Annotated in this window: 21 protein-coding genes and 5 tRNA genes; 13 read left to right on the plus strand and 13 right to left on the minus strand. The window is 69.9% G+C overall.

What is annotated here, in order from left to right; translation table 11 throughout:
- Positions 1-3: 3 nt before the first annotated feature.
- Positions 4-1,434, minus strand: coding sequence for a 3-isopropylmalate dehydratase large subunit (leuC, locus tag C6376_RS01560; protein WP_107441751.1), 1,431 nt, complete (start codon positions 1,432-1,434; stop codon positions 4-6).
- 194 nt (positions 1,435-1,628) lie between these two features.
- Between leuC and ndgR the strand changes: the two genes are divergently transcribed.
- Positions 1,629-2,345, plus strand: a complete 717-nt coding sequence (ndgR, locus tag C6376_RS01565) for an IclR family transcriptional regulator NdgR (protein WP_007384919.1) — start codon at positions 1,629-1,631, stop codon at positions 2,343-2,345.
- A gap of 110 nt (positions 2,346-2,455) precedes the next feature.
- On the opposite strand, the gene C6376_RS01570 is transcribed toward ndgR, so the two are convergent.
- A complete protein-coding gene (locus C6376_RS01570; RefSeq protein ID WP_107441752.1) occupies positions 2,456-2,947 on the minus strand; it encodes a DUF4188 domain-containing protein in 492 nt (163 codons plus the stop codon).
- A gap of 38 nt (positions 2,948-2,985) precedes the next feature.
- On the opposite strand from C6376_RS01570, the gene C6376_RS01575 reads away from it, so the two are divergent.
- Entirely contained in the window at positions 2,986-3,630 is a 645-nt protein-coding gene (locus tag C6376_RS01575) for a MerR family transcriptional regulator (RefSeq protein ID WP_107441753.1), read from the plus strand.
- A 61-nt stretch (positions 3,631-3,691) separates the two neighbouring features.
- Here C6376_RS01575 and C6376_RS01580 read toward each other — a convergent pair.
- From C6376_RS01580 to C6376_RS01605, 6 genes are all read right to left on the minus strand, one after another.
- Positions 3,692-3,767, minus strand: a tRNA-Glu gene (locus C6376_RS01580).
- 28 nt (positions 3,768-3,795) lie between these two features.
- Positions 3,796-3,867: transfer RNA gene (locus tag C6376_RS01585), tRNA-Gln, on the minus strand.
- Between the two features lie 20 nt (positions 3,868-3,887).
- Positions 3,888-3,960 (minus strand) — tRNA-Glu (locus C6376_RS01590).
- Positions 3,961-4,022: 62 nt separating this feature from the next.
- A tRNA-Glu gene (locus C6376_RS01595) sits at positions 4,023-4,095 on the minus strand.
- A gap of 21 nt (positions 4,096-4,116) precedes the next feature.
- Positions 4,117-4,188 (minus strand) — tRNA-Gln (locus C6376_RS01600).
- A gap of 91 nt (positions 4,189-4,279) precedes the next feature.
- Entirely contained in the window at positions 4,280-5,011 is a 732-nt protein-coding gene (locus C6376_RS01605; protein WP_107441754.1) for an HAD family hydrolase, read from the minus strand.
- A 36-nt stretch (positions 5,012-5,047) separates the two neighbouring features.
- Here C6376_RS01605 and C6376_RS01610 point away from each other — a divergent pair, with 36 nt between their 5' ends.
- Positions 5,048-5,332 carry a hypothetical protein gene (locus tag C6376_RS01610; protein WP_107441755.1) on the plus strand — a complete coding sequence of 95 codons (285 nt, stop codon included), beginning with the start codon at positions 5,048-5,050 and terminating at the stop codon, positions 5,330-5,332.
- A gap of 64 nt (positions 5,333-5,396) precedes the next feature.
- Here the strand turns inward: C6376_RS01610 and gltX are convergent, their stop codons facing one another.
- The 3 genes from gltX to C6376_RS01625 form a co-directional block, all read right to left on the minus strand.
- Positions 5,397-6,881, minus strand: a complete 1,485-nt coding sequence (gene gltX / locus C6376_RS01615; RefSeq protein WP_107441756.1) for a glutamate--tRNA ligase — start codon at positions 6,879-6,881, stop codon at positions 5,397-5,399.
- Positions 6,874-7,659 (minus strand): fumarylacetoacetate hydrolase family protein, encoded by a 786-nt coding sequence (locus C6376_RS01620; protein WP_107441757.1) that lies wholly within the window; start codon positions 7,657-7,659, stop codon positions 6,874-6,876. The genes gltX and C6376_RS01620 overlap by 8 nt, the downstream gene beginning before the upstream one ends.
- A gap of 175 nt (positions 7,660-7,834) precedes the next feature.
- The gene (locus C6376_RS01625; RefSeq protein WP_173985558.1) at positions 7,835-8,023 is read right to left on the minus strand and encodes a hypothetical protein; all 189 of its coding nucleotides are present in this window, start codon (positions 8,021-8,023) and stop codon (positions 7,835-7,837) included.
- Between the two features lie 602 nt (positions 8,024-8,625).
- Here C6376_RS01625 and C6376_RS01630 point away from each other — a divergent pair.
- The 8 genes from C6376_RS01630 (at position 8,626) to C6376_RS01665 (ending at position 19,265) form a co-directional block, all read left to right on the plus strand.
- Positions 8,626-12,369 carry a nitrate- and nitrite sensing domain-containing protein gene (locus tag C6376_RS01630; RefSeq protein ID WP_107441758.1) on the plus strand — a complete coding sequence of 1,248 codons (3,744 nt, stop codon included), beginning with the start codon at positions 8,626-8,628 and terminating at the stop codon, positions 12,367-12,369.
- 9 nt (positions 12,370-12,378) lie between these two features.
- On the plus strand, positions 12,379-12,792 hold the full coding sequence (locus tag C6376_RS01635; protein WP_003973453.1) for a roadblock/LC7 domain-containing protein: 414 nt from the start codon (positions 12,379-12,381) through the stop codon (positions 12,790-12,792).
- Between the two features lie 112 nt (positions 12,793-12,904).
- Positions 12,905-13,303, plus strand: a complete 399-nt coding sequence (locus C6376_RS01640) for a DUF742 domain-containing protein (protein ID WP_009190816.1) — start codon at positions 12,905-12,907, stop codon at positions 13,301-13,303.
- Positions 13,284-13,859 (plus strand): ATP/GTP-binding protein, encoded by a 576-nt coding sequence (locus C6376_RS01645; RefSeq protein WP_030793795.1) that lies wholly within the window; start codon positions 13,284-13,286, stop codon positions 13,857-13,859. Before C6376_RS01640 ends, C6376_RS01645 begins: the two co-directional genes overlap by 20 nt.
- 376 nt (positions 13,860-14,235) lie before the next feature.
- The gene (locus C6376_RS01650) at positions 14,236-17,595 is read left to right on the plus strand and encodes a nitrate- and nitrite sensing domain-containing protein (protein WP_107441759.1); all 3,360 of its coding nucleotides are present in this window, start codon (positions 14,236-14,238) and stop codon (positions 17,593-17,595) included.
- A 10-nt stretch (positions 17,596-17,605) separates the two neighbouring features.
- A complete protein-coding gene (locus tag C6376_RS01655) occupies positions 17,606-18,019 on the plus strand; it encodes a roadblock/LC7 domain-containing protein (protein ID WP_037781109.1) in 414 nt (137 codons plus the stop codon).
- Positions 18,020-18,115: 96 nt separating this feature from the next.
- Positions 18,116-18,703: a DUF742 domain-containing protein gene (locus tag C6376_RS01660; RefSeq protein ID WP_107441760.1), complete on the plus strand. Its 588-nt coding sequence runs from the start codon at positions 18,116-18,118 to the stop codon at positions 18,701-18,703.
- Positions 18,684-19,265 (plus strand): ATP/GTP-binding protein, encoded by a 582-nt coding sequence (locus C6376_RS01665; RefSeq protein WP_026248371.1) that lies wholly within the window; start codon positions 18,684-18,686, stop codon positions 19,263-19,265. Before C6376_RS01660 ends, C6376_RS01665 begins: the two co-directional genes overlap by 20 nt.
- A gap of 145 nt (positions 19,266-19,410) precedes the next feature.
- On the opposite strand, the gene C6376_RS01670 is transcribed toward C6376_RS01665, so the two are convergent.
- Together C6376_RS01670 and C6376_RS01675 are read right to left on the minus strand one after the other, a co-directional pair.
- Positions 19,411-19,605, minus strand: a complete 195-nt coding sequence (locus C6376_RS01670; protein ID WP_057580470.1) for an acyl-CoA carboxylase subunit epsilon — start codon at positions 19,603-19,605, stop codon at positions 19,411-19,413.
- 57 nt (positions 19,606-19,662) lie between these two features.
- Positions 19,663-21,267 carry an acyl-CoA carboxylase subunit beta gene (locus tag C6376_RS01675; RefSeq protein ID WP_107441761.1) on the minus strand — a complete coding sequence of 535 codons (1,605 nt, stop codon included), beginning with the start codon at positions 21,265-21,267 and terminating at the stop codon, positions 19,663-19,665.
- Between the two features lie 322 nt (positions 21,268-21,589).
- Here C6376_RS01675 and C6376_RS01680 point away from each other — a divergent pair, with 322 nt between their 5' ends.
- On the plus strand, positions 21,590-22,198 hold the full coding sequence (locus C6376_RS01680) for a YceI family protein (protein ID WP_107441762.1): 609 nt from the start codon (positions 21,590-21,592) through the stop codon (positions 22,196-22,198).
- A 93-nt stretch (positions 22,199-22,291) separates the two neighbouring features.
- Positions 22,292-22,930 (plus strand): hypothetical protein, encoded by a 639-nt coding sequence (locus C6376_RS01685; protein WP_107441763.1) that lies wholly within the window; start codon positions 22,292-22,294, stop codon positions 22,928-22,930.
- Positions 22,931-22,936 lie beyond the last annotated feature (6 nt).

The following is a 22,936-nucleotide window of genomic DNA, read 5'->3' on the forward strand; positions in this document are numbered from 1 at the left end:
TGATCAGACTCCAGCGGGCGTACGGGTCTCGGCGTCGGACAGGTCGGCCGGGGAGGCCAGGTGGCCCAGGACGGCCGTGGCGGCCGCGACCTGCGGCGACACCAGGTGCGTCCGACCACCCTTGCCCTGACGGCCCTCGAAGTTGCGGTTGGAGGTGGACGCCGAGCGCTCCCCCGGGGCCAGCTGGTCGGGGTTCATGCCGAGGCACATCGAGCAGCCCGCGTGCCGCCACTCGGCGCCGGCCTCCTTGAATACCACGTCCAGACCCTCGGAAACGGCCTGCAGACCGACGCGCGCGGAGCCCGGGACGACCAGCATCCGTACGCCGTCGGCGACTTTGCGGCCCTTGACGAGCTCGGCGGCCGCGCGCAGGTCCTCGATGCGGCCGTTGGTGCAGGAACCTACGAAGACGGTGTCCACCTTGATGGAGCGCAGCGGCTGTCCGGCCTCCAACCCCATGTATTCCAGGGCCTTTTCGGCGGCGAGGCGCTCCGAAGCGTCTTCGTACGAAGCAGGGTCGGGGACGTCGGCCGAAAGCGGCGCGCCCTGGCCGGGGTTGGTGCCCCAGGTGACGAACGGCGACAGCGCGGCGGCGTCGATGACCACCTCGGCGTCGAACTCGGCGTCGTCGTCGGTCCTCAGCGTCTTCCAGTACGCGACGGCCGCGTCCCAGTCCTCGCCCTTGGGGGCGTGCGGACGGCCCTCGAGGTAGTCGAAGGTGGTCTGGTCGGGCGCGATCATGCCCGCGCGGGCGCCGGCCTCGATCGACATGTTGCAGATGGTCATGCGGGCCTCCATCGAGAGCTTCTCGATGGCGGGGCCGCGGTACTCCAGGACGTAGCCCTGACCGCCGCCGGTGCCGATGCGGGCGATGATCGCCAGGATCAGGTCCTTGGCGGTGACGCCGTCGGGCAGTTCGCCGTCGACGGTGATCGCCATGGTCTTCGGGCGGGCCATCGGCAGCGTCTGGGTGGCCAGCACGTGCTCGACCTGCGAGGTGCCGATGCCGAACGCCAGGCCGCCGAAGGCGCCGTGCGTGGAGGTGTGGGAGTCGCCGCAGACGACCGTCATGCCGGGCTGGGTCAGACCCAGCTGCGGGCCGACGACGTGCACGACGCCCTGCTCGACGTCGCCCAGCGGGTGCAGCCGGACGCCGAACTCGGCGCAGTTCTTGCGCAGCGTCTCCAGCTGGGCCCGGGAGACCGGGTCCGCGATCGGCTTGTCGATGTCGAGCGTCGGGGTGTTGTGGTCCTCGGTCGCGATGGTGAGGTCGAGACGGCGCACCGGGCGGCCGTTCTGCCGCAGTCCGTCGAAGGCCTGCGGGCTGGTCACCTCGTGCAGGAGGTGCAGATCGATGAAGAGGAGGTCGGGCTCGCCCTCGGCGCGCCGGACGACGTGGTCGTCCCAGACCTTCTCCGCGAGTGTCCTACCCATCGCTTTCCCTCCGGCCGGCAATGACGCACCGGCCCAACTAGAGATCTTGTGGAGGCGACGCCCACCGGCCCCTGCTTTTCCCCGGGCACCCGCCGCCTGGCCCGTTGGTCCGCGGGCCACCATGTGTCCAAGGGTTGCGCGTCTCACGGAAAATTGAACTTGCGTTTCACAGAGTGAGACGGGAGTATCGTTTCATGGACAACAGTAGCGGCGTCGGCGTCCTGGACAAGGCAGCCCTTGTCCTGAGCGCCCTGGAGTCCGGTCCGGCCACCCTCGCAGGCTTGGTCGCTGCCACCGGACTCGCACGACCCACGGCCCATCGTCTGGCCGTGGCTTTGGAACACCACCGTATGGTCGCGCGCGACATGCAGGGCCGTTTCATTCTCGGCCCCCGACTCGCCGAACTGGCCGCGGCCGCCGGCGAGGACCGCCTGCTGGCCACCGCCGGCCCGGTGCTCACGCACCTGCGGGACATCACGGGCGAGAGCGCGCAGCTCTACCGCCGCCAGGGCGACATGCGCATCTGCGTGGCCGCGGCGGAACGCCTGTCCGGCCTTCGGGACACCGTGCCGGTCGGCTCCACGCTCACGATGAAGGCGGGCTCCTCGGCCCAGATCCTGATGGCCTGGGAGGAGCCGGAGCGCCTGCACCGCGGCCTCCAGGGCGCCCGCTTCACGGCGACGGCCCTGTCAGGCGTGCGGCGCCGCGGCTGGGCCCAGTCCATCGGTGAGCGCGAGCCGGGCGTCGCGTCCGTCTCCGCGCCGGTGCGCGGCCCCTCCAACCGCGTGGTGGCCGCCGTCTCCGTCTCGGGCCCCATCGAGCGCCTGACGCGCCACCCGGGCCGTATGCACGCCCAGGCGGTCATCGACGCGGCGGCCCGTCTGTCCGAGGCCCTGCGCCGCACCGGCTGACTCCGCGAGGAAGAGGGCGGCCTCAACGCCGCGGCAGCCCTTTCCCTCACGGCGAGGCCCCGCGGGCGCGGGACGGTGTCGGCGCGTGCTCCGCCGCGTGGACCCGCCTCCTAGGGCGCGGACCGGTACGCGAAACGGTCCTTCGCATACCGCCCCCGCCGCTCCAACGGGATCTGCCCGTGCGCGGCCGCGAGACCGAAGGCCGGCATGTCGCCGTAGACCGCCTCGTACGACCCCTCCGGCACGACGTACGCCTCGTGCCAGATCCCCACGTGACCCCGCACCTTCCCCTCCCGCTCCTTGCGGTTGAGCCGGGCCCACACACGATGGTGGAACGCGTCGGGCGCGCTCGCGTAGGCGTAGAGCTTCTCCTTCGACTCCCAGTACTGGACGACGTAGTACGTCCGCGGCGAGGCCGTCAGCAGGACCCGGGAGAGGAGCCCCCGGCTCGGGTCCTTCTTCAGCTCTGCGAGCATTCTGAGCATCGCCAGCATGACCGGCACCCACTGGTGCACGGCCCAGAACCGGTTGACACGCATCCCGATGAGCAGGACGACGACGTCGCCTCGTGCGTCGGCGGTGGTACGGGTGGCTTCGGGCATGCTTGGATAGTGGCGCTGTCCAAGGAGGGGCGCAAGGGATGCGGCTGACCGAGTTGAGCGAGCGCAGCGGAGTCTCGACGGCGACGATCAAGTACTACCTGCGCGAGGGCCTCCTGCCGCCCGGCCGCCGGCTCAACGCGACGACCGCCGCGTACGACGAGGAGCATCTGCGCCGTCTGCGGCTGGTGCGCGCCATGATCCAGGTGGGCCGACTGCCGGTGGCCACGGTCCGCGAGGTGCTCGGGCATGTGGACGACGACTCCCTGGGCCGCACGATCCGCCTCGGCGCGGCCCTGTGGGCGCTGCCCCAGGTCCCCGAGCCGGACACCGAGGACGAGCACGTCCGCGCCGCCCGCCAGGAGGCGGACGACCTGCTGCGCACACTGGGGTGGACCAACGCCCGTCTGCTGACGACGATCTCCCCCGCGTACCGGTCACTGGTCGTCGCGGTGGCCGCGCTGCATCGCCTCGGTTACGACTGGGACGCCGAACTGCTCTTTTCCTACGCCCGGTTGATGCACCGGGCCGCGGCCCTGGACCTGGACTTCGTGGAGACGCGCGAGTCGGAGGCGGAGCGGATCGAGACGGCGGTGCTGGGGGCGATCCTCGTCGAGCCGATACTGCAGGCGCTGCACCGGCTGGCGCAGGAGGAGGAGTCGGCGCGGCGGTACGGCTTCGCGTGAGCTGGGCCTGCGCGGAGGGCGCATGCGAATGGCCCTCCGCCGAAGCGAAGGGCCATTCGTGTGGTACCCCCGACCGGATTCGAACCGGCGCTACCGCCTTGAGAGGGCGGCGTGCTAGGCCGCTACACAACGGGGGCCTAGACCTTGCGTTTCCGCAGATCAGAGCTGGTCTACCAGGACTCGAACCTAGAATGACGGTACCAGAAACCGTAGTGTTGCCAATTACACCATAGACCAAGGTGATTCAACCTGAATCGTACCCCCGACCGGATTCGAACCGGCGCTACCGCCTTGAGAGGGCGGCGTGCTAGGCCGCTACACAACGGGGGCCCTAGCGATCCTGCATGAGAGACAGCGGGTGCGACCCGGACTGCCTTCCTGGGAAGGATCTGTACCCCCGACCGGATTCGAACCGGCGCTACTGCCTTGAGAGGGCAGCGTGCTAGGCCGCTACACAACGGGGGCTTTGCAGATGAGCTCTGCGAGCTGGCCTACCAGGACTCGAACCTAGACTAACTGAACCAGAATCAGTCGTGCTGCCAATTACACCATAGGCCACTGGAACGCAAGCCCCTGTGGGGATCTTGTTCTAGTTTGCGCCTTCGGTGCCCGGCCTTTCAGCCCGCTCTCCGGCGGCGCAGGAAGAACATTACCCGAAGGTGGACCGCGCTCCAAAACGGGTATCCGCGCCGAGGATCGCGGGGAGTTCGGCGAGGGAGGCGATCCGGTGCCGGCCGGCGGGGAGCTCGACGGTCGCAGTGCCACCGTAACGGTCGATCCACACCGAGAGCAGTCCGGCGTCGGCGGCGCCCCGTCCGTCGATCTCCGGGTGGTCTCCGACGTAGGCGACCTGGTGCGGCGGCAGCGACAGGGCCTCGCAGGCCGCGAGGAAGGCGCCGGCCTCGGGCTTGGAGACGCCGAGCTCCGCGGCGCACAGGACGGCCTCGAAACGGTCGTGCAAGCCGAGGGCGCGCAGTTTGTAGTCCTGGACGTGGATGCTGGAGTTGGAGAGCACCGCGTGGCGGTGGCTGGCGGCGAGCGCGTCGAGCACGGGCAGGACGTCCGGGAAGATAGACCAGGCGGCCTCGTAGTGCGGCCAGTACCGCACGAGCCAGTCGTCGGCCTCCACATCGGTCATCTCACGTTCCAGGAACGCCCGTACCCGGTCCCGGCGCTGGTCCTCGAAGGTGATGCCGCCCGCCGAGAACCGCGCCCAGTGTTGGTCGGTGACCTCCCGCCACCGCGCGACGGCCTGCTCCGCGGTGCCGTACCCGCTCAGCAGCCCCTCGGCCGTCAGATACGACCGCATGCCCTCGCGGTCCGCGGTCGTGTAGTCGAAGAGGGTGTCGTCAACGTCCCAGACCACGGCGCGAATGCTCATGTCCCCGACGGTATCGCGGGCTGGCACACCGAGGACATGAGCGAGTGCCGAGTCCAGTTCACCGTCGAGGCCCGGGCGGCGTACGACGGCCTGCCCGGCGAGCGTCGAGCTCAGTTGGACAAGGCCGTGCGGATACTGGCGCGCGACCCGTTCCGCAAGGCCGCGACCGCGCAACTCGGCCCCGACGAGCATCTGCGCAAGGCGTACGTCGCCCCGGGCGTCGTGCTGGAGTACGTGGTGGCGGCAGCCGTGCTGGTCGTCGTCGTGCTCGAGATCTTCGACGAGTTCGCCTACCTCGTCGACGAGAGCGACGCCGTCTGAGGTGTGAACGCCGAAGGGGCGGCGCCCGGTGATCCGGATGCCGCCCCTCTCGCGCGCCCGGGCGTTACGCCGCGAGCTTCGCCAGCGCCGCGTCGATACGGGCCAGCGTCATCTCCTTGCCGAGGATCTCCAGCGACTCGAAGAGGGGCAGGCCGACCGTGCGTCCGGTCACCGCGACGCGGACGGGCGCCTGGGCCTTGCCGAGCTTGAGGCCGTGGGCCTCGCCGGCGGCCAGGACGGCCTCCTTCAGGGACTCGGCGGAGGTCCAGTCGGCCGACTCCAGCTTCTCGCGGGCCGTCGTCAGCAGGGCGTCGCTGCCCTCCTTCATCGCCTTCGCCCAGGACGTCTCGTCGAAGACCGGCTCGGCCAGGAAGAGGAAGTCGACGTTGTCGGTGATCTCCGAGAGGACCTTGAGCCGGGTCTGCGCGTGCGGGGCGATCGCCTGCCACTTCGCCTCGTCGAAGTCCTCCGGCGCCCAGGGGGCGACCGGGGCCTTCAGCCAGGGGGCGCAGCGCTCGGTGAAGTCCTTCACGTCGAGCAGGCGGATGTGGTCGGCGTTGATCGCCTCGCACTTCTTGAGGTCGAAGCGCGCCGGGTTGGGGTTGACGTCCGTGACGTCGAAGGCGGCGACCATCTCGTCCATCGTGAAGATGTCCTGGTCGGCCGAGAGCGACCAGCCCAGCAGCGAGAGGTAGTTGAGCAGGCCCTCGGGGAGGAAGCCGCGCTCGCGGTAGAGGTTGAGGGACGACTCCGGGTCGCGCTTGGAGAGCTTCTTGTTGCCCTCGCCCATCACGTACGGCAGGTGACCGAAGGCGGGCACGGACTTCGCGATGCCCAGCTCGGTCAGCGCCTTGTAGAGGGCGACCTGGCGGGGCGTGGAGGAGAGCAGGTCCTCGCCGCGCAGGACGTGGGTGATCTCCATGAGGGCGTCGTCGACCGGGTTGACCAGCGTGTACAGCGGGGCGCCGTTGGCGCGGACGATGCCGTAGTCGGGCACGTTCTCCGGGGTGAACGTCAGCTCGCCGCGGACCAGGTCCGTGAAGGTGATCGTCTCGTCGGGCATGCGGAAGCGGACGATCGGCGCACGGCCCTGGGCCCGGTACTCCCCGGCCTGCGCCTCGGTGAGGTCGCGGCAGTGGCCGTCGTAGCCGGACGGCCGGCCGGCGGCGCGGGCGGCCTCCCGGCGGGTGTCCAGCTCCTCCTGGGAGCAGTAGCAGTGGTACGCGTGACCGGCGTCCAGGAGCTTTTGCGCGACGTCCTTGTACAGGTCCATGCGCTGGGACTGGCGGTACGGCGCGTGCGGGCCGCCGACCTCGGGGCCCTCGTCCCAGTCGAAGCCGAGCCAGCGCATCGAGTCCAGTAGCTGGCGGTACGAGTCCTCGGAGTCGCGGGCCGCGTCGGTGTCCTCGATACGGAAGACCAGGGTGCCCTGGTGGTGCTTGGCGAAGGCCCAGTTGAACAGGGCGGTGCGGACCAGGCCCACGTGCGGGTTACCGGTGGGCGAGGGACAGAAACGGACGCGTACGGGAGAGCCGGGTGCGCTAGCCACGCTTGACAACCTTGTTGGTGAGAGAGCCGATGCCTTCGATGGTGACGGCGACCTCGTCGCCGACAGCCAGGGGGCCAACCCCTGCCGGGGTGCCCGTGAGGATCACGTCGCCGGGGAGCAGCGTCATGGCCTCGGTGATGTTGACGATCAGATCCGCGATGGAGTGGATCATCTCGCTGGTGCGGCCCAGCTGGCGTTGTCCGCCGTTCACGGTGAGCTGGATCGTGAGGTCGGACGCGGTCGCCAGGTCCAGGCCGGTCTCCACCCACGGGCCGAGCGGGCAGGAGGTGTCGAAGCCCTTGGCCCGCGCCCACTGCTTCTCGCGCCGCTGGACGTCCCGTGCGGTGACGTCGTTCGCGCAGGTGTAACCGAAGATCACGTCCGCCACGCGCTCGCGCGGGACCTCGCGGCACATCCGGCCGATGACGACGGCCAGCTCGGCCTCGTGGTGCAGTTCCTCGGAGAACGACGGGTACTGGATGGCGTCGCCGTGGCCGATCACCGAGGTGGACGGCTTGAAGAAGGCGAACGGGGCGTCGGGGACCTCGTGGCCCAGTTCGCGCGCGTGCTCGGCGTAGTTGCGGCCGAAGGCGACGATCTTGTTGGGCAGCACGGGCGGCAGGAGCCGGACCTTGCTCAGCGGCACCTTGGTGCCGGACAGTTCGAAGTCCGCGAACGGGATGCCCTTGATGATGTCGAGGACGAGCTCGTCCGGCTCGGCCCCCTCGACCGCGCCGAAGGCGACGTTGCCGTCGATGGAGAACCTGGCGATGCGCACGGGTTGGTTGGCCCCTTGACTGAGCTGGCTGGAGTGTGACGCTCCAGGCTAACGCGGAAGGGCGCCCCCGGTCGGGGACGCCCTCGGCATCCATGGGCGGCCGGTTTGAGCATTCGGCGGCCGGCGCCCGTATGTGATCGCAGAGATCGGGGATGATCTCGTGGATCCGCTGGATCTACTCCGCGACGGAGGCGGCGAGCGGCGCCTCCATGAGGACGGTGCGCCTGGGGTTGGCAGTCTGGGCAGGGAGATCGACGGAGTGCTCCCGCTGCTCCGGGAGCTGCAGGTCGTCGGCGTCCTCGAGGTGCGCCAGCGTCGTGCGCCGCGGGTTGGCGATCTTGTGGAACATCGTCGTCGTCTTCACAGTTTTACGTGACCCTGTCGTCTCGGGGCGCCGGAGAGGCCGTCAAAGGCCCCCGCGCGGGCGCGGTTTTGTCGGATGTGCCATCCCTGTAAAGCGTCAGGCTAAACACGCGCTTCCCGGTGAACCCGTGAAGACCGCATGATTGGCGTGTGAGTTTGCTCACGAGTTCAGTGGTATTTCGGTCATTCCGGACCCTTGCATGACCCCCACGAAAGGGACATAAGGCACCTGAAGCACTCATTCCGCTCCTGATCATCGCGACTGGGACACCCTTGCCGCTCCAGGGGTTCGCACCCTTATGTCCGCCTTAGGGAGAAACTCTTTCTACATCCCGTAACTTCACCCTCACGTCGTGTCACGGATGTCACAGCCTGGCCAACGGGCCTTGTTGGAGATCCTGCACTGTGCTGGAATTCCTCGGACCGCCGCGGGATCGAGCCGGCGCACAGGGGGCGCAGAACGCGCCCGGTGGCGGCGAGACAGGGGGAGCCAGCGCCGGTACTCACGACCATCAGGGTGGCGTAATTCAGGACGCCCCCCGACACGCCGACACCGTCTTTCCGTTCACGCGGGAGGCGCCTGGTCCAGAGGTTGCGACGCTAGTGCAGGGACGTTTCAAGAGGGATGGCAGTGCTTCGGCGGAGCCGGAGCCGCACGGCGGGACTGGCCCCAATGCCGGCAGTTCCTCGCCCCAGCACGCCCAGAACCCGGGCCCGTCCGGCGACGGCGGTGAGCGCCCTGGGCGCCCCGGCTCGTCCGCGTCGCCGAGTTCCTTCACTCCGACTCCGACGGCCAAGCCGCCGGCCGGCTCCCCCGGTCCCGGCCCGCGGGTGGCGCTGCGCAACTGGCGCATCTCCACGCGTCTGGTGGCGCTGCTGACCCTGCCGGTGGTCGCCGCGACCACGCTGGGCGCACTGCGCATCGACCAGTCGATGGACGACATCAAGCAGCTCGACAACATGAAGCTGCTGACGGACATGACCAAGCAGGCCACCGAGCTGGCCGTCCAGCTGCAGAACGAGCGCGACCGCTCCGCCGGTCCGCTCACGCACGGCAGCAAGGCGACCGACTTCGGCGTCAAGGGCTACCGGGACAAGACCGACAAGGCCGTGACCGCCTTCCAGGACGCCTCGGAGGAGATCGACGCCGCCAGCACCGACGGCAACCTGCAGGGTGTCCGCGACAGCCTCGTGGGTCTCCTCAGCGACCTCGGCAACCTGGCCAAGATCCGGTCGACCGCCTACTCGGAGCCCAAGAACTCCACCCAGACGGTCGAGGCCTACCACCGCCTGATCACCAGCCTGCTGGACCTCTCGCAGGACATGGCGCAGGCCACCAGCAACCCGGAGATGATCCAGCGCACCCGCGCGCTGTCCGCGTTCTCCGCCGCCAAGGAGTACGCCTCCGTCCAGCGCGCCGTGCTCGCGGCAGCGCTGCCGGTGAGCAACACCGTCTACGGCGACCTCTCCGAGAACGACCGGCAGTACGCCGAGGCCGCTCTCGAGAACCAGGACTCCGAACTCGCGAGCTTCCGCAGCATCTACGGCGACGACGGCGCCGAGGAACTGCTGCAGCCCATCGAGCGGGGCAACCCGGTCATCGAGGAGGCCGACACCTACGCCACCCGGGCGCTGAGCTCCACCACCGGTCTGCAGTCGCAGGACAAGCGGTCCTACCAGGACTGGATCGACGACAGCTCGACCAAGATCGCGCAGATGGCCAACATCGAGCACACGCTGCTCGAGGACATGGAGCAGAAGGCGCGTGAGCTGCGCGCCGAGTCGGAGCGCGAGGCGATCATCTCCGGTGCGCTCATCCTGCTCGTGCTGGGTGTGTCGCTGGTCGGCGCGTTCGTCGTCGCCCGGTCCATGATCCGCTCGCTGCGCCGCCTCCAGGAGACCGCCACCAAGGTCGCCCAGGACCGGCTGCCCGAGCTGGTCAAGCAGCTGTCCGAGTCCGACCCGCAGGACGTCGACACGTCCGTGGAGTCGGTCGGTGTGCACTCCCGGGACGAGATCGGCCAGGTGGCCGCGGCCTTCGACGACGTGCACCGCGAGGCGGTCCGACTGGCCGCCGAGCAGGCCCTGCTGCGGGGCAACGTCAACGCGATGTTCACCAACCTCTCGCGCCGCTCCCAGGGCCTCATCCAGCGTCAGCTCTCGCTCATCTCCGAACTGGAGTCCCGCGAGGCCGACCCGGACCAGCTGTCCTCGCTCTTCAAGCTCGACCACCTCGCGACCCGCATGCGCCGTAACGGTGAGAACCTCCTCGTCCTCGCGGGTGAGGAGCCCGGCCGCCGCTGGACCCGTCCGGTCCCGCTGGTCGACGTGCTGCGCGCCGCCGCCTCCGAGGTGGAGCAGTACGAGCGCATCGAGCTCTCCTCCGTGCCGACCACCGAAGTGGCCGGCCGGGTCGTCAACGACCTCGTGCACCTGCTCGCCGAGCTGCTCGAGAACGCCACCTCGTTCTCCTCCCCGCAGACCAAGGTCAAGGTCACCGGTCACGCGCTGCCCGACGGCCGCGTGCTCATCGAGATCCACGACACCGGCATCGGCCTCTCCCCCGAGGACCTCGCCGCGATCAACGAGCGGCTCGCCTCGCCGCCCACCGTGGACGTGTCGGTCTCCCGCCGCATGGGTCTGTTCGTGGTCGGCCGTCTGTCGCAGCGCCACGGCATCCGCATCCAGCTGCGCCCCTCCGACTCCGGCGGCACGACCGCACTGGTCATGCTGCCCGTGGACGTCGCACAGGGCGGCAAGAAGCCCCAGCCCAAGCCCGGTCAGGGCAGCGTCGCGGGCGGTCCCGCCGCCGCGCAGGCCGCGGCCGGCGTCGCCGCCGCGCGTCGCCAGAACGGCTCGCAGGGCGGCGCCCTCGGCGCCGGTCCCGGCGCCGGCGGCCGGCTCGCCGGCGGTCAGGGTCCCCGGGCCGCGCTGCCCGGCCGGGACGGCGGTGGCCGTCCCGGCGGCCAGCCGCCGCGCGGTCCCCAGCAGCCGCCGTCCGCGCCCCCGCAGGGCCGTCCGGCCCCGGCCGGCGCCGGCTACGGCGGCCACACGCCGGGCGCGCCGCAGGGACTGCAGGCGGCCAACGGCAGCACGCAGGGCACGGACATGTTCGGCGGACGTCCGCCGCAGCAGCGCGCCAACAACGCCGAGCAGGGCGGCCGCGGCCGCCAGCCGCAGCTGCCGCCGCGCGGTGGTCCGCGCGCCGAGCTGCCGGGTGGCAACCCGCAGCCGCGCATGCCCAGCTGGGGCGACGAGAACGCCCGTCCGCCCGTGCCGCGCACCCCGCTGGACGCCCCGCGCGGCCACGAGGAGCCGGACGTCGCACAGACCTCGCGCATGCCGCGCGTGGACGACCGGCAGGGTCCCGGCGCCACCGCCGAGATACCCGCGATGCCGCGGATCGACGAGCGTCAGGGCCAGGCCGGCCCCGCCGACTTCAGCCGTCCCGCCGACTTCGGCCGACCCGCGGCGAACGGTCCGCAGAACACGGGCCAGTTCCCGGCCGTGGGCAACCCGCAGGACACCGGTCAGTTCCAGCGTCCGGGCACCGGCGGCCGACAGGACTCCGGCCAGTTCGAGCGCCCCGGCACCGGCGGTCGTCCGGGCGACAACGGCTACACCCGCTCCGACGTCTTCGGCGCCCCCGGCGGCCAGAGCGCTCCGGCGACGCCGGACCGCTTCGCCCCGCAGGGTTACGACAACGGCTCCACGGGTCAGTTCGCCTCCTCCGGCTACGACGGCTCCGCCACCGGGCAGCACTCCCTGCCCGGCCGCCAGGACCCCTCGTCCACCGGCCAGTTCCCCGTTGCTCAGCCGAACGGGTACGGAGCCGCGCAGCAGCCGGTCCCGCACCGTCCGGCCGGGCGTCCCGAGCCGGAGGCCCTGCCGCCGGCCTCGGGCCCCGGCGACGGCCGCACCCCGCTGTACGACACGCTGGAGACCAACTGGTTCCACGGTCAGCAGGCGGGGGGTGCGGCGCCGTCCCCGGCGCCGCAGCAGGAACAGCAGTCGCAGGCCCCGGCCGCTCCGGAGCGTCCGGCCGCCGCTCCCGCGTCCTGGCGGACCTCGCCCAACGACGAACTCGTCCGCCAGGCCGAGCGCGTCCGGCAGCCTGCCGCGGGCGGCGTCACCACCTCCGGTCTGCCGCGCCGGGTGCCCCGGGCGAACCTCGTCCCGGGCACGGCTCAGCAGCAACAGCACCAGACCGGTCCGCAGGTCTCGCGTTCGCCTGACGACGTACGCGGCCGGCTGACCAATCTCCGTCGGGGCATCGCGCAGGGTCGTCAGGCCGGCAACGGCTCGACCGGCAGTTTCCCGAGCCCCACTCACCAGCAGGAGCGTTAGTTGAGCCAGATGAGCCAGGCAGCACAGAACCTGAACTGGTTGATCACCAACTTCGTGGACAACACCCCTGGGGTGTCCCACACCGTCGTGGTGTCCGCCGACGGGCTCCTGCTTGCCATGTCCGAGGGCTTCCCCCGCGACCGCGCCGACCAGCTGGCGGCCGTCGCTTCGGGGCTGACCTCGCTGACGGCCGGGGCCTCCCGGATCTTCGAGGGCGGCAACGTGGCCCAGACGGTCGTCGAGATGGAGCGGGGCTTCCTCTTCCTCATGTCCGTCTCCGACGGCTCGTCCCTCGCCGTGCTCGCGCACCCCGAGTGCGACATCGGCCTCGTCGGCTACGAGATGGCACTGCTCGTCGACCGAGCGGGCGCGGTCCTCACGCCCGACCTTCGCGCCGAGCTCCAGGGCAGTCTGCTCCACTGACCCGCCCGAGTACCACCCGCCTCACGAAATCACCGTCCGGCCGACACATCCCCCCCACCGGCCTCGACGGACGGCACGACAAACCAAAATTGCTGTCCCGCCCGGAGGATCCATGACCCCGCCCACCGCCCATCATGATCCGTACGCGGAGCCGTACGGCGATGAGGGCGACCAGCCGCTGGTGCGTCCGTACGCGATGACCGGTGGCCGGACCCGGCCGCGCTATCAGCTCGCCATAGAGGCTCTGATCAGCACCACGGCCGACCCGGCAGCGCTCATGGGGCTGCTCCCGGAGCACCAGCGCATCTGTCACCTGTGCCGCGAGGTGAAGTCGGTCGCCGAGGTCTCGGCGCTGCTGGCCATGCCGCTGGGTGTGGCGCGGATCCTCGTCGCGGACCTCGCCGAGGCCGGACTGGTGGCCATCCACCAGCCGGGCGGCGACGAGAACAACGGTGGCGCTCCGGACGTGACGCTGCTCGAAAGGGTGCTCAGTGGACTTCGCAAGCTCTGACGGAGGCCGGGCCACCACCTCCGCGAAGATCGTGGTGGCGGGTGGCTTCGGCGTGGGCAAGACCACGTTCGTGGGCGCCGTCTCCGAGATCAACCCGCTGCGCACGGAGGCCGTGATGACGTCCGCGTCGGCGGGCATCGACGACCTCACCCACACCGGCGACAAGACCACCACCACGGTGGCCATGGACTTCGGCCGCATCACGCTCGACCAGGACCTGATCCTCTACCTGTTCGGCACACCGGGTCAGGACCGCTTCTGGTTCATGTGGGACGACCTGGTGCGCGGCGCCATCGGCGCGGTGGTGCTCGTGGACACGCGGCGGCTGGCGGACTGCTTCCCCGCGGTCGACTACTTCGAGAACAGCGGTCTGCCGTTCGTGGTCGCGCTCAACGGCTTCGACGGGCAGCAGCCCTACCAGCCCGAAGAGGTGCGCGAGGCGCTGCAGATCGGCCCGGACACCCCGATCATCACGACGGACGCCCGGCACCGCTCGGACGCCAAGAGCGCGCTCATCACCCTGGTCGAGCATGCGCTGATGGCCCGACTGCGGTAACTTTCAAGCATCAGGTGACGTACAGCAGTTGCCGTAGGCGCTCTGGAGCCGACTGTGGGCTTTGACACGGTCGGCTCCGGTGTTCATAACGTTTCGGCAGAGGAATCGCCGAGTCCCGCCACGCGTCGCGGTCACTCGGTCTCGCTGTGCGTACGAAGGCCCCGTCTTTTGGCGGGGCTCGTTCTTTTTGACCGTTTTATCTGGGGTTTACATCACGTCGAACCAACTCTTTCCCATGTTTGGAAGAGGGCTGGTCGTCATGCTGGAATGCCTGAACTGCCCAATAGTCAATGACGTAATCATGGTCGATGGCTGACCGGGCTCTGAGACACAGCGGCACGACGAAGGTGCCGACCGCCGAGAGGTTGTTGGTCGAGTGAGGCGAAGCAAGAAAAGTCCCGAGCCTGCGGCCCGGGGCAACTTCACGCCGCCGCCGCGCGGAGCGGCGCCCGCCCATGTGCCCGGCTCGGAGCCGACGGCAGCGCCCGCCAAGAGCGGCAGCCGTCTCTCCCCGCGCAACTGGCGGGTGCCGACCCGGCTGAACGCGATTCTGCTCATACCCGTGGTGGTCGGCCTGGTCATGGGCGGCTTCCAGGTGAAGAGCTCGATCGACACCTGGCAGGAGGCCGAGGACGCGGAGAACACCGCGCGTCTGGTGCGGGCCTCGCTGAGCTACGGCGACGCCATCTACAAGGAGCGCGACATCTCGGCCGCGCCCCTGCTCGCCGGCAAGCGGGACGACGCGACGGTCACGGCGGCCCGCAAGGCCACCGACGACGCCGCCACTGCCTTCGACGCCGCCGCGAAGGACATGCCGGCGAAGGCCGGTCTGGAGCGCCGGCTGAAGCTGTTCCGCGACGCGGAGACCAAGCTGGCCCCGCTGCGTGCGGCCGCCTACACCTCCAAGCTGTCCGGCGTGCAGACCGAAGAGGGCTACACCGCGATCGCGCACCCTCTGATGGAGTTCTCCAACGAGCTCGGCCTGGGCACCGGAAACATCACCTCCTACGGCCGCACCGTCTACGCGATCTCGCTGACCAAGGCCGCGATGTCCCTGGAACGCTCGATCGGCATGCATCTGCTGATCAAGCCGGGCCCGCGGGCGGACGACTTCGCCAAGCAGAAGGTCTCCCTGTCCTCCTACGCCTACCTCGAGGGCATCGCCATCGAGGAGTACGTGGGCGGCGGCACCGAGGCCGACGCGCGGAAGCTGCAGGACGCCGAGGCGAAGATCAAGAGCGACGGCGCCGCGCAGGCCGCCGAGGCGAAGCAGAAGAACCCGGACTACGTTCCGCCGCCCGCCAACCCGACGACGATGGTCGTCGCCATCTCCACGATGCAGAGCAGGGACGGCACCGAGCGCGCCGCCCTCGCCGCCAAGGGCATCAGCATGGAGAACTGGTGGGCGGTCACCACGCTGAAGTACGACGCCTACCGGCAGATCGAGTCGGACCTGACCGACAAGGCCGTGTCCGAGGCCTCGGACATCGCGGCCGACGCCAAGACCTCCGCGATCATCACCGGCGCGGCCGTGGTCGTCGCCCTGCTCCTGGCGTTCATCCTCGCCGGTGCGGTGGCCCGCCAGATGAGCCGCTCGATGCGCCAGCTGCGCAACGCCGCCTTCGGCATCGCCGAGCAGCGGCTGCCGATGCTGGTCGACCAGCTCTCCCGCACCGACCCCGGCCGGGTCGACACCCGGGTCGCTCCCATCCCGATCACCACCACGGACGAGATCGGCGAGGTCGCGCGCGCCTTCGACCAGGTCCACCGCGAGGCCGTCCGGCTCGCCGCCGAGCAGGCCCTGCTGCGGGGCAACATCAACGCGATCTTCACCAACCTGTCGCGCCGCAACCAGTCCCTGATCGAGGGCCAGCTGACCCTGATCACCGACCTGGAGAACAACGAGGCCGACCCGGACCAGCTGGAGAACCTCTTCCGTCTGGACCACCTCGCGACCCGTATGCGCCGCAACGGCGAGAACCTCCTGGTCCTCGCGGGCGAGGAGCCCGGCCGTCGCTGGGACCAGCCGGTCCCGCTGGTCGACGTGCTGCGTGCCGCCTCCTCCGAGGTGGAGCAGTACGAGCGCATCGAGCTGTCGGGCGTCCCGGAGGCCGAGATCCACGGCCGTGCCGTGACCGACCTCGTGCACCTGCTCGCCGAGCTGCTGGAGAACGCCACCACGTTCTCCTCCCCGCAGACCAAGGTCCGCGTCACGGCGACCCGTCTTCCCGACGGCCGCGTGATGATCGAGATCCACGACAAGGGCATCGGCCTGACCGCCGAGGACTTCGCGGACATCAACCACAAGCTGGCCAACCCGCCGACCGTGGACGCCGCGATCTCGCAGCGCATGGGTCTGTTCGTGGTCGGCCGGCTGTCCGACCGGCACGGCATCCGCGTCCAGCTGCGGCCCTCGGGCGAGCAGGCCGGCACCACCTCGCTGGTCATGCTGCCCGACGCGATCACCCACGGCGGCGGCGGCGAACAGCAGCAGCACCAGCCGGACCGCGACGAGTTCACGGTCTCGCAGATCATCCCGGAGCAGAACTACGGCGCCGGCGAGGACTTCAACAACGGTCTGCCGATGCGCACCGCCGCCGAACTCGGCTTCGACGACAGCCGCTACGAGGTCCCCGACGACATCCGTGACCTGGACCCGGTGGGCCGGTCCCTGATGCGCGAGGAGCGCCGCGCGGCCCTGGAGTCCCAGACGGGCCAGCCGGAGCAGCAGTCCGGGCAGCCGCACCCCTCCGCCGAGGTGGCCGCCTTCGGCGAGAACTACGAGGCCGGCACCCAGCAGCAGGGTTACGAAGCCGGACAGAACGGCTACGACCCCGCGCGCGGCGGCGCCCAGGGTCACTACGACAACGGCGCGACCGGCTACGCCGGGCAGCCCGCCTCGTTCGACCAGACGGCGTACCAGGAGCCGCAGCGCCCGGCGTACGACGAGCAGTACTTCCCCCCGAACGGCGGTGTGCCGCAGGGCGAGTCCTTCTCCCCGCGGAACGGCCTGCCGCAGGGCGACGGCTTCTCGTCGAACGGCGGTTACCCGGACCCCGCGTATGCGGAGCCCGTCCAGGAGGAGCGGACGGAGGCCGGACCGGCCGCGTCCGAGGGCTTCCAGCCGTACGAGGAGCAGCAGCCCTACCAGGACGACTGGCCCCAGCAGAACGGTCAGGGCAACGGTTACCAGAACGGCTACCCGGACCAGTACGCTCCGGAAGCGGAATCCACGCAGGCCGCTGACGCGGATGAGCAGAACCGCGTAGGCTTCGATCGTCCGGGATCCGGCCCCGCCGCCTCCCACGCGCTGACCGAAGCCGGTCTGCCCCGCCGCGGATCCACCGCAAGCGGCGCGAACGGCGCACGGCCCGCCACGAAGCAGGAAGCGCCGGCCTCCTCTTCGGAGAGCAACGGCGGCGGCGACATCTGGCGGTCGGCGAACGACGAGCGCTGGCATCAGGCCTCCGCTCTGAAGAAGCCCAAGGCGGGCGGGGTCACCTCCTCCGGTCTGCCGCGACGGGTGCCCAAGGCCAACCTCATCGAAGGCGCCGCCGAGAGCACCCCCCAGGGGGGCCCACAGGTCTCCCGCGCCCCGGAGGACGTCCGAGGCAGGTTGAGCAACCTGCGTCGCGGCGTCCAGCGCGGACGCAACGCAGGAAGCAGTGAAACGAACGGCCAGGCCACTGGGAATCATCACAGTGGGCCTGACAGCACCTACAACCAGGAGCGTTAGTGTGAGCCCGATGAGCCAGGCGGCACAGAACCTGAACTGGTTGATCACCAACTTCGTGGACAACACCCCGGGGGTGTCCCACACGGTGGTGGTCTCCGCCGACGGACTCCTTCTGGCGATGTCCGAAGGCTTCCCCCGCGACCGTGCCGACCAGCTCGCGGCCGTCGCCTCAGGTCTGACGTCCCTGACGGCAGGCGCTTCCCGGATCTTCGAGGGAGGCAGCGTGAACCAGACGGTTGTGGAGATGGAGCGGGGATTCCTGTTCATCATGTCCGTGTCCGACGGTTCCTCGCTCGCAGTGCTCGCACACCCCGAGGCGGACATCGGTCTCATTGGGTACGAGATGGCACTCCTGGTGGACCGAGCCGGGTCGGTCCTGACGCCCGACCTTCGAGCGGAGCTCCAAGGGAGCCTTCTCAACTAACAAACGGACGGTGCGTTTTGGCGTCCCGAGGCCGTAGTGTTTCGGGACGCGGCTCCACGTGATGGGTGCCAGGGCACAGTCGGAGGAGGAGAGAGAGTGGCAACACCCCCAGGCGGTTCGCATGCGGGCAACTGGTCGTACGGTCCTGCCCAGGGCCAGAACGACGGTACCCAGAACCCGAACCGTTACAACTTCCCCTCCGCGCCCAGCCAGCAGCGGCCGTACACGCCGCAGGGGCCGCAGGGCCCGGGGCCGTCCCCGTACGACCAGCCGCACGCCCCGCGCATCCAGCCGGTGCAGCCGCATCGCCGCTCCCCGGAGCCGGCGCCCGCCGGCTCGTCGAACAACCCGCTGGTGCGTCCGTACGCCATGACCGGTGGCCGGACCCGCCCGCGGTACCAGCTCGCCATCGAGGCGCTGGTGCACACCACCGCGCAGCCGCATCAGATGCAGGGCCAGCTGCCCGAGCATCAGCGGATCTGCAACCTCTGCCGAGAGATCAAGTCGGTCGCCGAGATCTCGGCGCTGCTGACCATCCCCCTCGGTGTGGCCAGGATCCTCGTCGCCGACTTGGCGGAAGCGGGACTGGTCGCCATCCATCAGCCCGGCGGCGACGAGAGCGCCGGCGGCCAGCCAGACGTGACACTGCTCGAAAGGGTGCTCAGTGGACTTCGCAAGCTCTAGCGGGGGTCCCTCCCGCTCCACCACTTCCGCGAAGATCGTGGTGGCGGGCGGCTTCGGCGTGGGCAAGACCACGTTCGTCGGGGCTGTTTCGGAGATCAATCCGCTGCGCACCGAGGCCGTCATGACGTCCGCGTCGGCGGGCATCGACGACCTCACCCACACCGGGGACAAGACGACCACCACGGTCGCCATGGACTTCGGCCGCATCACCCTGGACCAGGACCTGATCCTCTACCTGTTCGGCACCCCCGGCCAGGACCGCTTCTGGTTCATGTGGGACGACCTGGTGCGCGGCGCCATCGGCGCGATCGTCCTGGTCGACACCCGCCGTCTCGCCGACTGCTTCCCCGCGGTCGACTACTTCGAGAACTCGGGTCTCCCCTTCGTGATCGCCCTCAACGGCTTCGACGGCAACCAGCCGTACAACCCGGACGAGGTGCGTGAGGCGCTGCAGATCGGCCCCGACACCCCCATCATCACGACGGACGCCCGCCATCGCGCGGACGCGAAGTCCGCGCTCATCACGCTCGTCGAGCACGCCTTGATGGCGCGGTTGCGGTAGGCGCTCGTGCGGCCACCGGGCTGCCCCGGACGGTGGTGAGCCGTCTGCCGGGCAGTCGGTGGCCCGTCGGTCGCGCAGTCCCCGCGCCCCCGGGTATGCGGAAGGGCCCCTCTCGTGGAGAGGGGCCCTTCTTCGTGCCAGGAGGTCAGTGCCAGCTGTGCGGGGCGCGGAAACCGCCCTCGCGCTCCAGGCGGCGCCAGCCCGCCTTGTGGCGGCCACGGCGGTCCGGAGCGGGCTCGGAGGTGCGGGCGGCGGCGCGGGCCAGGAGGATCGCCGTGATGGCGGCGACTTCCTCGGGCTCGGCGTGGCCCTTCTCGACGCGGATGTCGGGAGTGTTCATGGGTCTCAGTCTCCGTGGATGAGGTTTCCGCAGGGGTACCGCGAGGGGTCGGGCGGATTACTGCGGAGGGTTGCCGTGCTTGCGGGAGGGCAGGTCGGCGTGCTTCGACTGGAGCATCGTCAGCGAGCGGATCAGGATTTCGCGGGTCTCGGCCGGGTCGATCACGTCGTCGACGAGGCCGCGCTCGGCCGCGTAGTACGGGTGCATCAGCTCGGACTTGTACTCCTTGACCATGCGGGCCCGCATGGCGTCGGGGTCCTCCGCGCCGGCGATCTGCCGCCGGAAGATGACGTTGGCCGCGCCCTCGGCGCCCATGACGGCGATCTCGTTGGTCGGCCACGCGTAGGTGAGGTCCGCGCCGATGGACTGGCTGTCCATGACGATGTAGGCGCCGCCGTAGGCCTTGCGCAGGATGAGCGAGATACGCGGGACGGTCGCGTTGCAGTAGGCGTACAGCAGCTTCGCGCCGTGGCGGATGATGCCGCCGTGCTCCTGGTCGACGCCGGGCAGGAAGCCGGGGACGTCCAGCAGGGTGACGATCGGGATGTTGAAGGCGTCGCACATCTGCACGAACCGCGCGGCCTTCTCGGAGGCCTCGATGTCCAGCACGCCGGCCAGGGACTGGGGCTGGTTGGCGACGATGCCGACGACCTGGCCGTCCAGACGGGCCAGCGCGCAGATGATGTTGCGCGCCCACCGCTCGTGGACCTCGAGGTAGTCGCCGTCGTCGACGATCTCCTCGATGACCTTGGTCATGTCGTACGGGCGGTTGCCGTCGGCCGGGACCAGGTCGAGCAGGACGTCGCCGCGGCGGTCGGCGGGGTCGCCGGCCTCGGAGCGCGGGGGGTTCTCGCGGTTGTTCTGCGGCAGCATCGACAGGAGGTAGCGCACCTCCGCGATGCACGTCTCCTCGTCGTCGTACGCGAAGTGGCAGACGCCCGAGGTCTCGGCGTGCACGTCGGCGCCGCCGAGGCCGTTCTGCGTGATCTCCTCGCCGGTGACCGCCTTGACGACGTCCGGGCCGGTGATGAACATCTGCGAGGTCTCGCGGACCATGAACACGAAGTCGGTCAGCGCGGGGCTGTAGGCCGCGCCGCCCGCGCACGGGCCGAGCATCACGGAGATCTGCGGGATGACGCCGGAGGCCTTGGTGTTGCGCTGGAAGATGCCGCCGTAGCCGGCGAGCGCGGAGACGCCCTCCTGGATACGGGCGCCGGCGCCGTCGTTGAGCGAGACCAGCGGAGCCCCGGCCGCGATGGCCATGTCCATGATCTTGTGGATCTTCGTGGCGTGGGCCTCGCCCAGCGCGCCGCCGAAGATGCGGAAGTCGTGGGCGTAGACGAAGACCGTGCGGCCCTCCACCGTGCCCCAGCCGGTGATCACACCGTCGGTGAACGGCTTCTTCGCCTCGAGGCCGAATCCCACCGCCCGGTGCCGGCGCAGCTGCTCGACCTCCTGGAAGGACCCCGGGTCCAGGAGCAGCTCGATCCGCTCCCGGGCGGTCAGCTTGCCCTTGGCGTGCTGCGCCTGGGTCGCCTTCTCGCTCGGACCGGCCAGGGCCTGGGCACGGATCTCGTGCAGCTCGGCCACCCGGCCGCGCGCGTCCGTGGGCTCCGAAGGCTCTACGGTCTGCTCGCCCGTCGTCTCTTCCAAAACGGTCATGTAGTGACCTTACGAAGCCCGCCAAGGAAAGGGAGACGTCGACTCCGTACAGTCTCCGGAGCGTTTTCCTGGTACCACCGGACAGAACCCGGCGGGTGTGCAGCCGTTCCGACTGCTCAGAGGGCCTGGCGCTTGTAGGGGTCGGACAAAGACCGCGAGTGCGATCCGCCTCACATCAGGGGTCCGCGACGCGCTTCGGCTTCGGCCGGTCGAGTGATGCTGCGAGTCCTGCCGCCCCTGCGGAATAGGTTCGCGACCGCCCACGTTGAAAGTCGTTGAAGGTTAAACAAACTGGGTCTTCCCCGTCCCCAAGGAGCATCCCATGAGCATCTTCGGCCGCAAGAACACCGACGACTCCGCCGCCACCGCCACTGCCCCCGTGAGCCCGGAGCTCGCCGCGCTCACCGGCGCCTACGCGATCGACCCGACGCACTCGACGATCGGCTTCGTGGCCCGGCACGCGATGGTCACGAACGTCAAGGGCAAGTTCAACGACTTCACCGGCTCGCTGCAGCTGGACGGCGCCGACCCGTCCCGTTCCACCGCCTCCATCGACGTCAGCATGGACAGCATCGACACCGGGTCCGCCGACCGCGACGGCCACCTCAAGAGCGCCGACTTCTTCAAGACCGACGAGTTCCCGGCGATGACCTTCCGCTCCACGTCCGTCGAGTCCGCCGGCGGCGACGACTACCGCGTCACCGGCGACCTGAGCATCCTCGGCGTCACCAGGCCGCTCACCATCGACCTGGAGTTCAACGGCGCCGCGAAGGACCCGTTCGGCAACGAGCGAGTCGGCTTCGAGGGCAAGGCGGAGATCCTGCGCTCGGAGTGGGGTCTGACCTGGAACGCGGCACTGGAGACGGGTGGCGTCCTGGTCTCGGACAAGATCAAGCTGAACTTCGACATCTCGGCGATCAAGAACGCGTAAGCGCTTGACCCTAATCGGAGGAAAACGTCAGAAAGGGGTCGGAAGCGAAGAGCTCCCGGCCCCGATTTGTGCCTTGTGTCACAGTCACGAGGTATGAGCACCAGGACCGGACCCCAGCACTATCCCGGCGCGAACCGCGACCACTGGTACCAGGACGACTTCGGCGGCAACCGCATGGAGGTCAACGTCGTCGTCCTGCACACCACCGAGGGCCGCTCGTTGCCCGACTACCAGGGCGGCTCCGTCGCGCCCAACCTGACGGCGGTGCCGGACCTCGCCGCCAGGAAGCTGAAGTGGTACCAGCACTTCGAGATCGACATCTCCTCGCGCGCCCTGGTCAACCGGCGCGGCGGTGTCGAGACGAACACCCTGAACGTCTGCCAGGTGGAGCTCGTCGGCACCTGCGATCCGAGCCTGCACACCAAGTGGACCGCCCGCGGCCAGGGACACGTCTACTGGCCGAAGGCCCCGGAGTGGGCGCTGCGCGCCGTCGCCCAGTACCTGGCGTGGATGAACATTCACCACCGTGTGCCGCTGCGCGGCCCTGCGCTGTGGCCCGCCTACCCGAAGTCGGCGGGCAACGACGGCGGCCAGCGGATGAGCGGGGAGCGGTGGAACGCGTTCAAGGGAGTGTGCGGACACATGCACGTGCCCGAGAACACGCACGGCGATCCCGGCGCGATCGACTTCGACGGCCTGCTGGACTTCGCGAAGGCGGCGGTGCAGGACTGACAGGGG

It is taken from the genome of Streptomyces sp. P3 (assembly GCF_003032475.1).
Lineage (GTDB): Bacteria > Actinomycetota > Actinomycetes > Streptomycetales > Streptomycetaceae > Streptomyces.

Bases quoted from the DNA above. Each gene is read 5' to 3' on its own strand.
- leuC (WP_107441751.1), bottom strand. From the start codon at position 1,434: ATGGGTAGGACACTCGCGGAGAAGGTCTGGGACGACCACGTCGTCCGG.
- ndgR (WP_007384919.1), top strand. From the start codon at position 1,629: ATGGACAACAGTAGCGGCGTCGGCGTCCTGGACAAGGCAGCCCTTGTC.
- C6376_RS01570 (WP_107441752.1), bottom strand. From the start codon at position 2,947: ATGCCCGAAGCCACCCGTACCACCGCCGACGCACGAGGCGACGTCGTC.
- C6376_RS01575 (WP_107441753.1), top strand. From the start codon at position 2,986: ATGCGGCTGACCGAGTTGAGCGAGCGCAGCGGAGTCTCGACGGCGACG.
- C6376_RS01605 (WP_107441754.1), bottom strand. From the start codon at position 5,011: ATGAGCATTCGCGCCGTGGTCTGGGACGTTGACGACACCCTCTTCGAC.
- C6376_RS01610 (WP_107441755.1), top strand. From the start codon at position 5,048: ATGAGCGAGTGCCGAGTCCAGTTCACCGTCGAGGCCCGGGCGGCGTAC.
- C6376_RS01635 (WP_003973453.1), top strand. From the start codon at position 12,379: ATGAGCCAGGCAGCACAGAACCTGAACTGGTTGATCACCAACTTCGTG.
- C6376_RS01640 (WP_009190816.1), top strand. From the start codon at position 12,905: ATGACCCCGCCCACCGCCCATCATGATCCGTACGCGGAGCCGTACGGC.
- C6376_RS01655 (WP_037781109.1), top strand. From the start codon at position 17,606: ATGAGCCAGGCGGCACAGAACCTGAACTGGTTGATCACCAACTTCGTG.
- C6376_RS01670 (WP_057580470.1), bottom strand. From the start codon at position 19,605: ATGAACACTCCCGACATCCGCGTCGAGAAGGGCCACGCCGAGCCCGAG.
- C6376_RS01675 (WP_107441761.1), bottom strand. From the start codon at position 21,267: ATGACCGTTTTGGAAGAGACGACGGGCGAGCAGACCGTAGAGCCTTCG.
- C6376_RS01680 (WP_107441762.1), top strand. From the start codon at position 21,590: ATGAGCATCTTCGGCCGCAAGAACACCGACGACTCCGCCGCCACCGCC.
- C6376_RS01685 (WP_107441763.1), top strand. From the start codon at position 22,292: ATGAGCACCAGGACCGGACCCCAGCACTATCCCGGCGCGAACCGCGAC.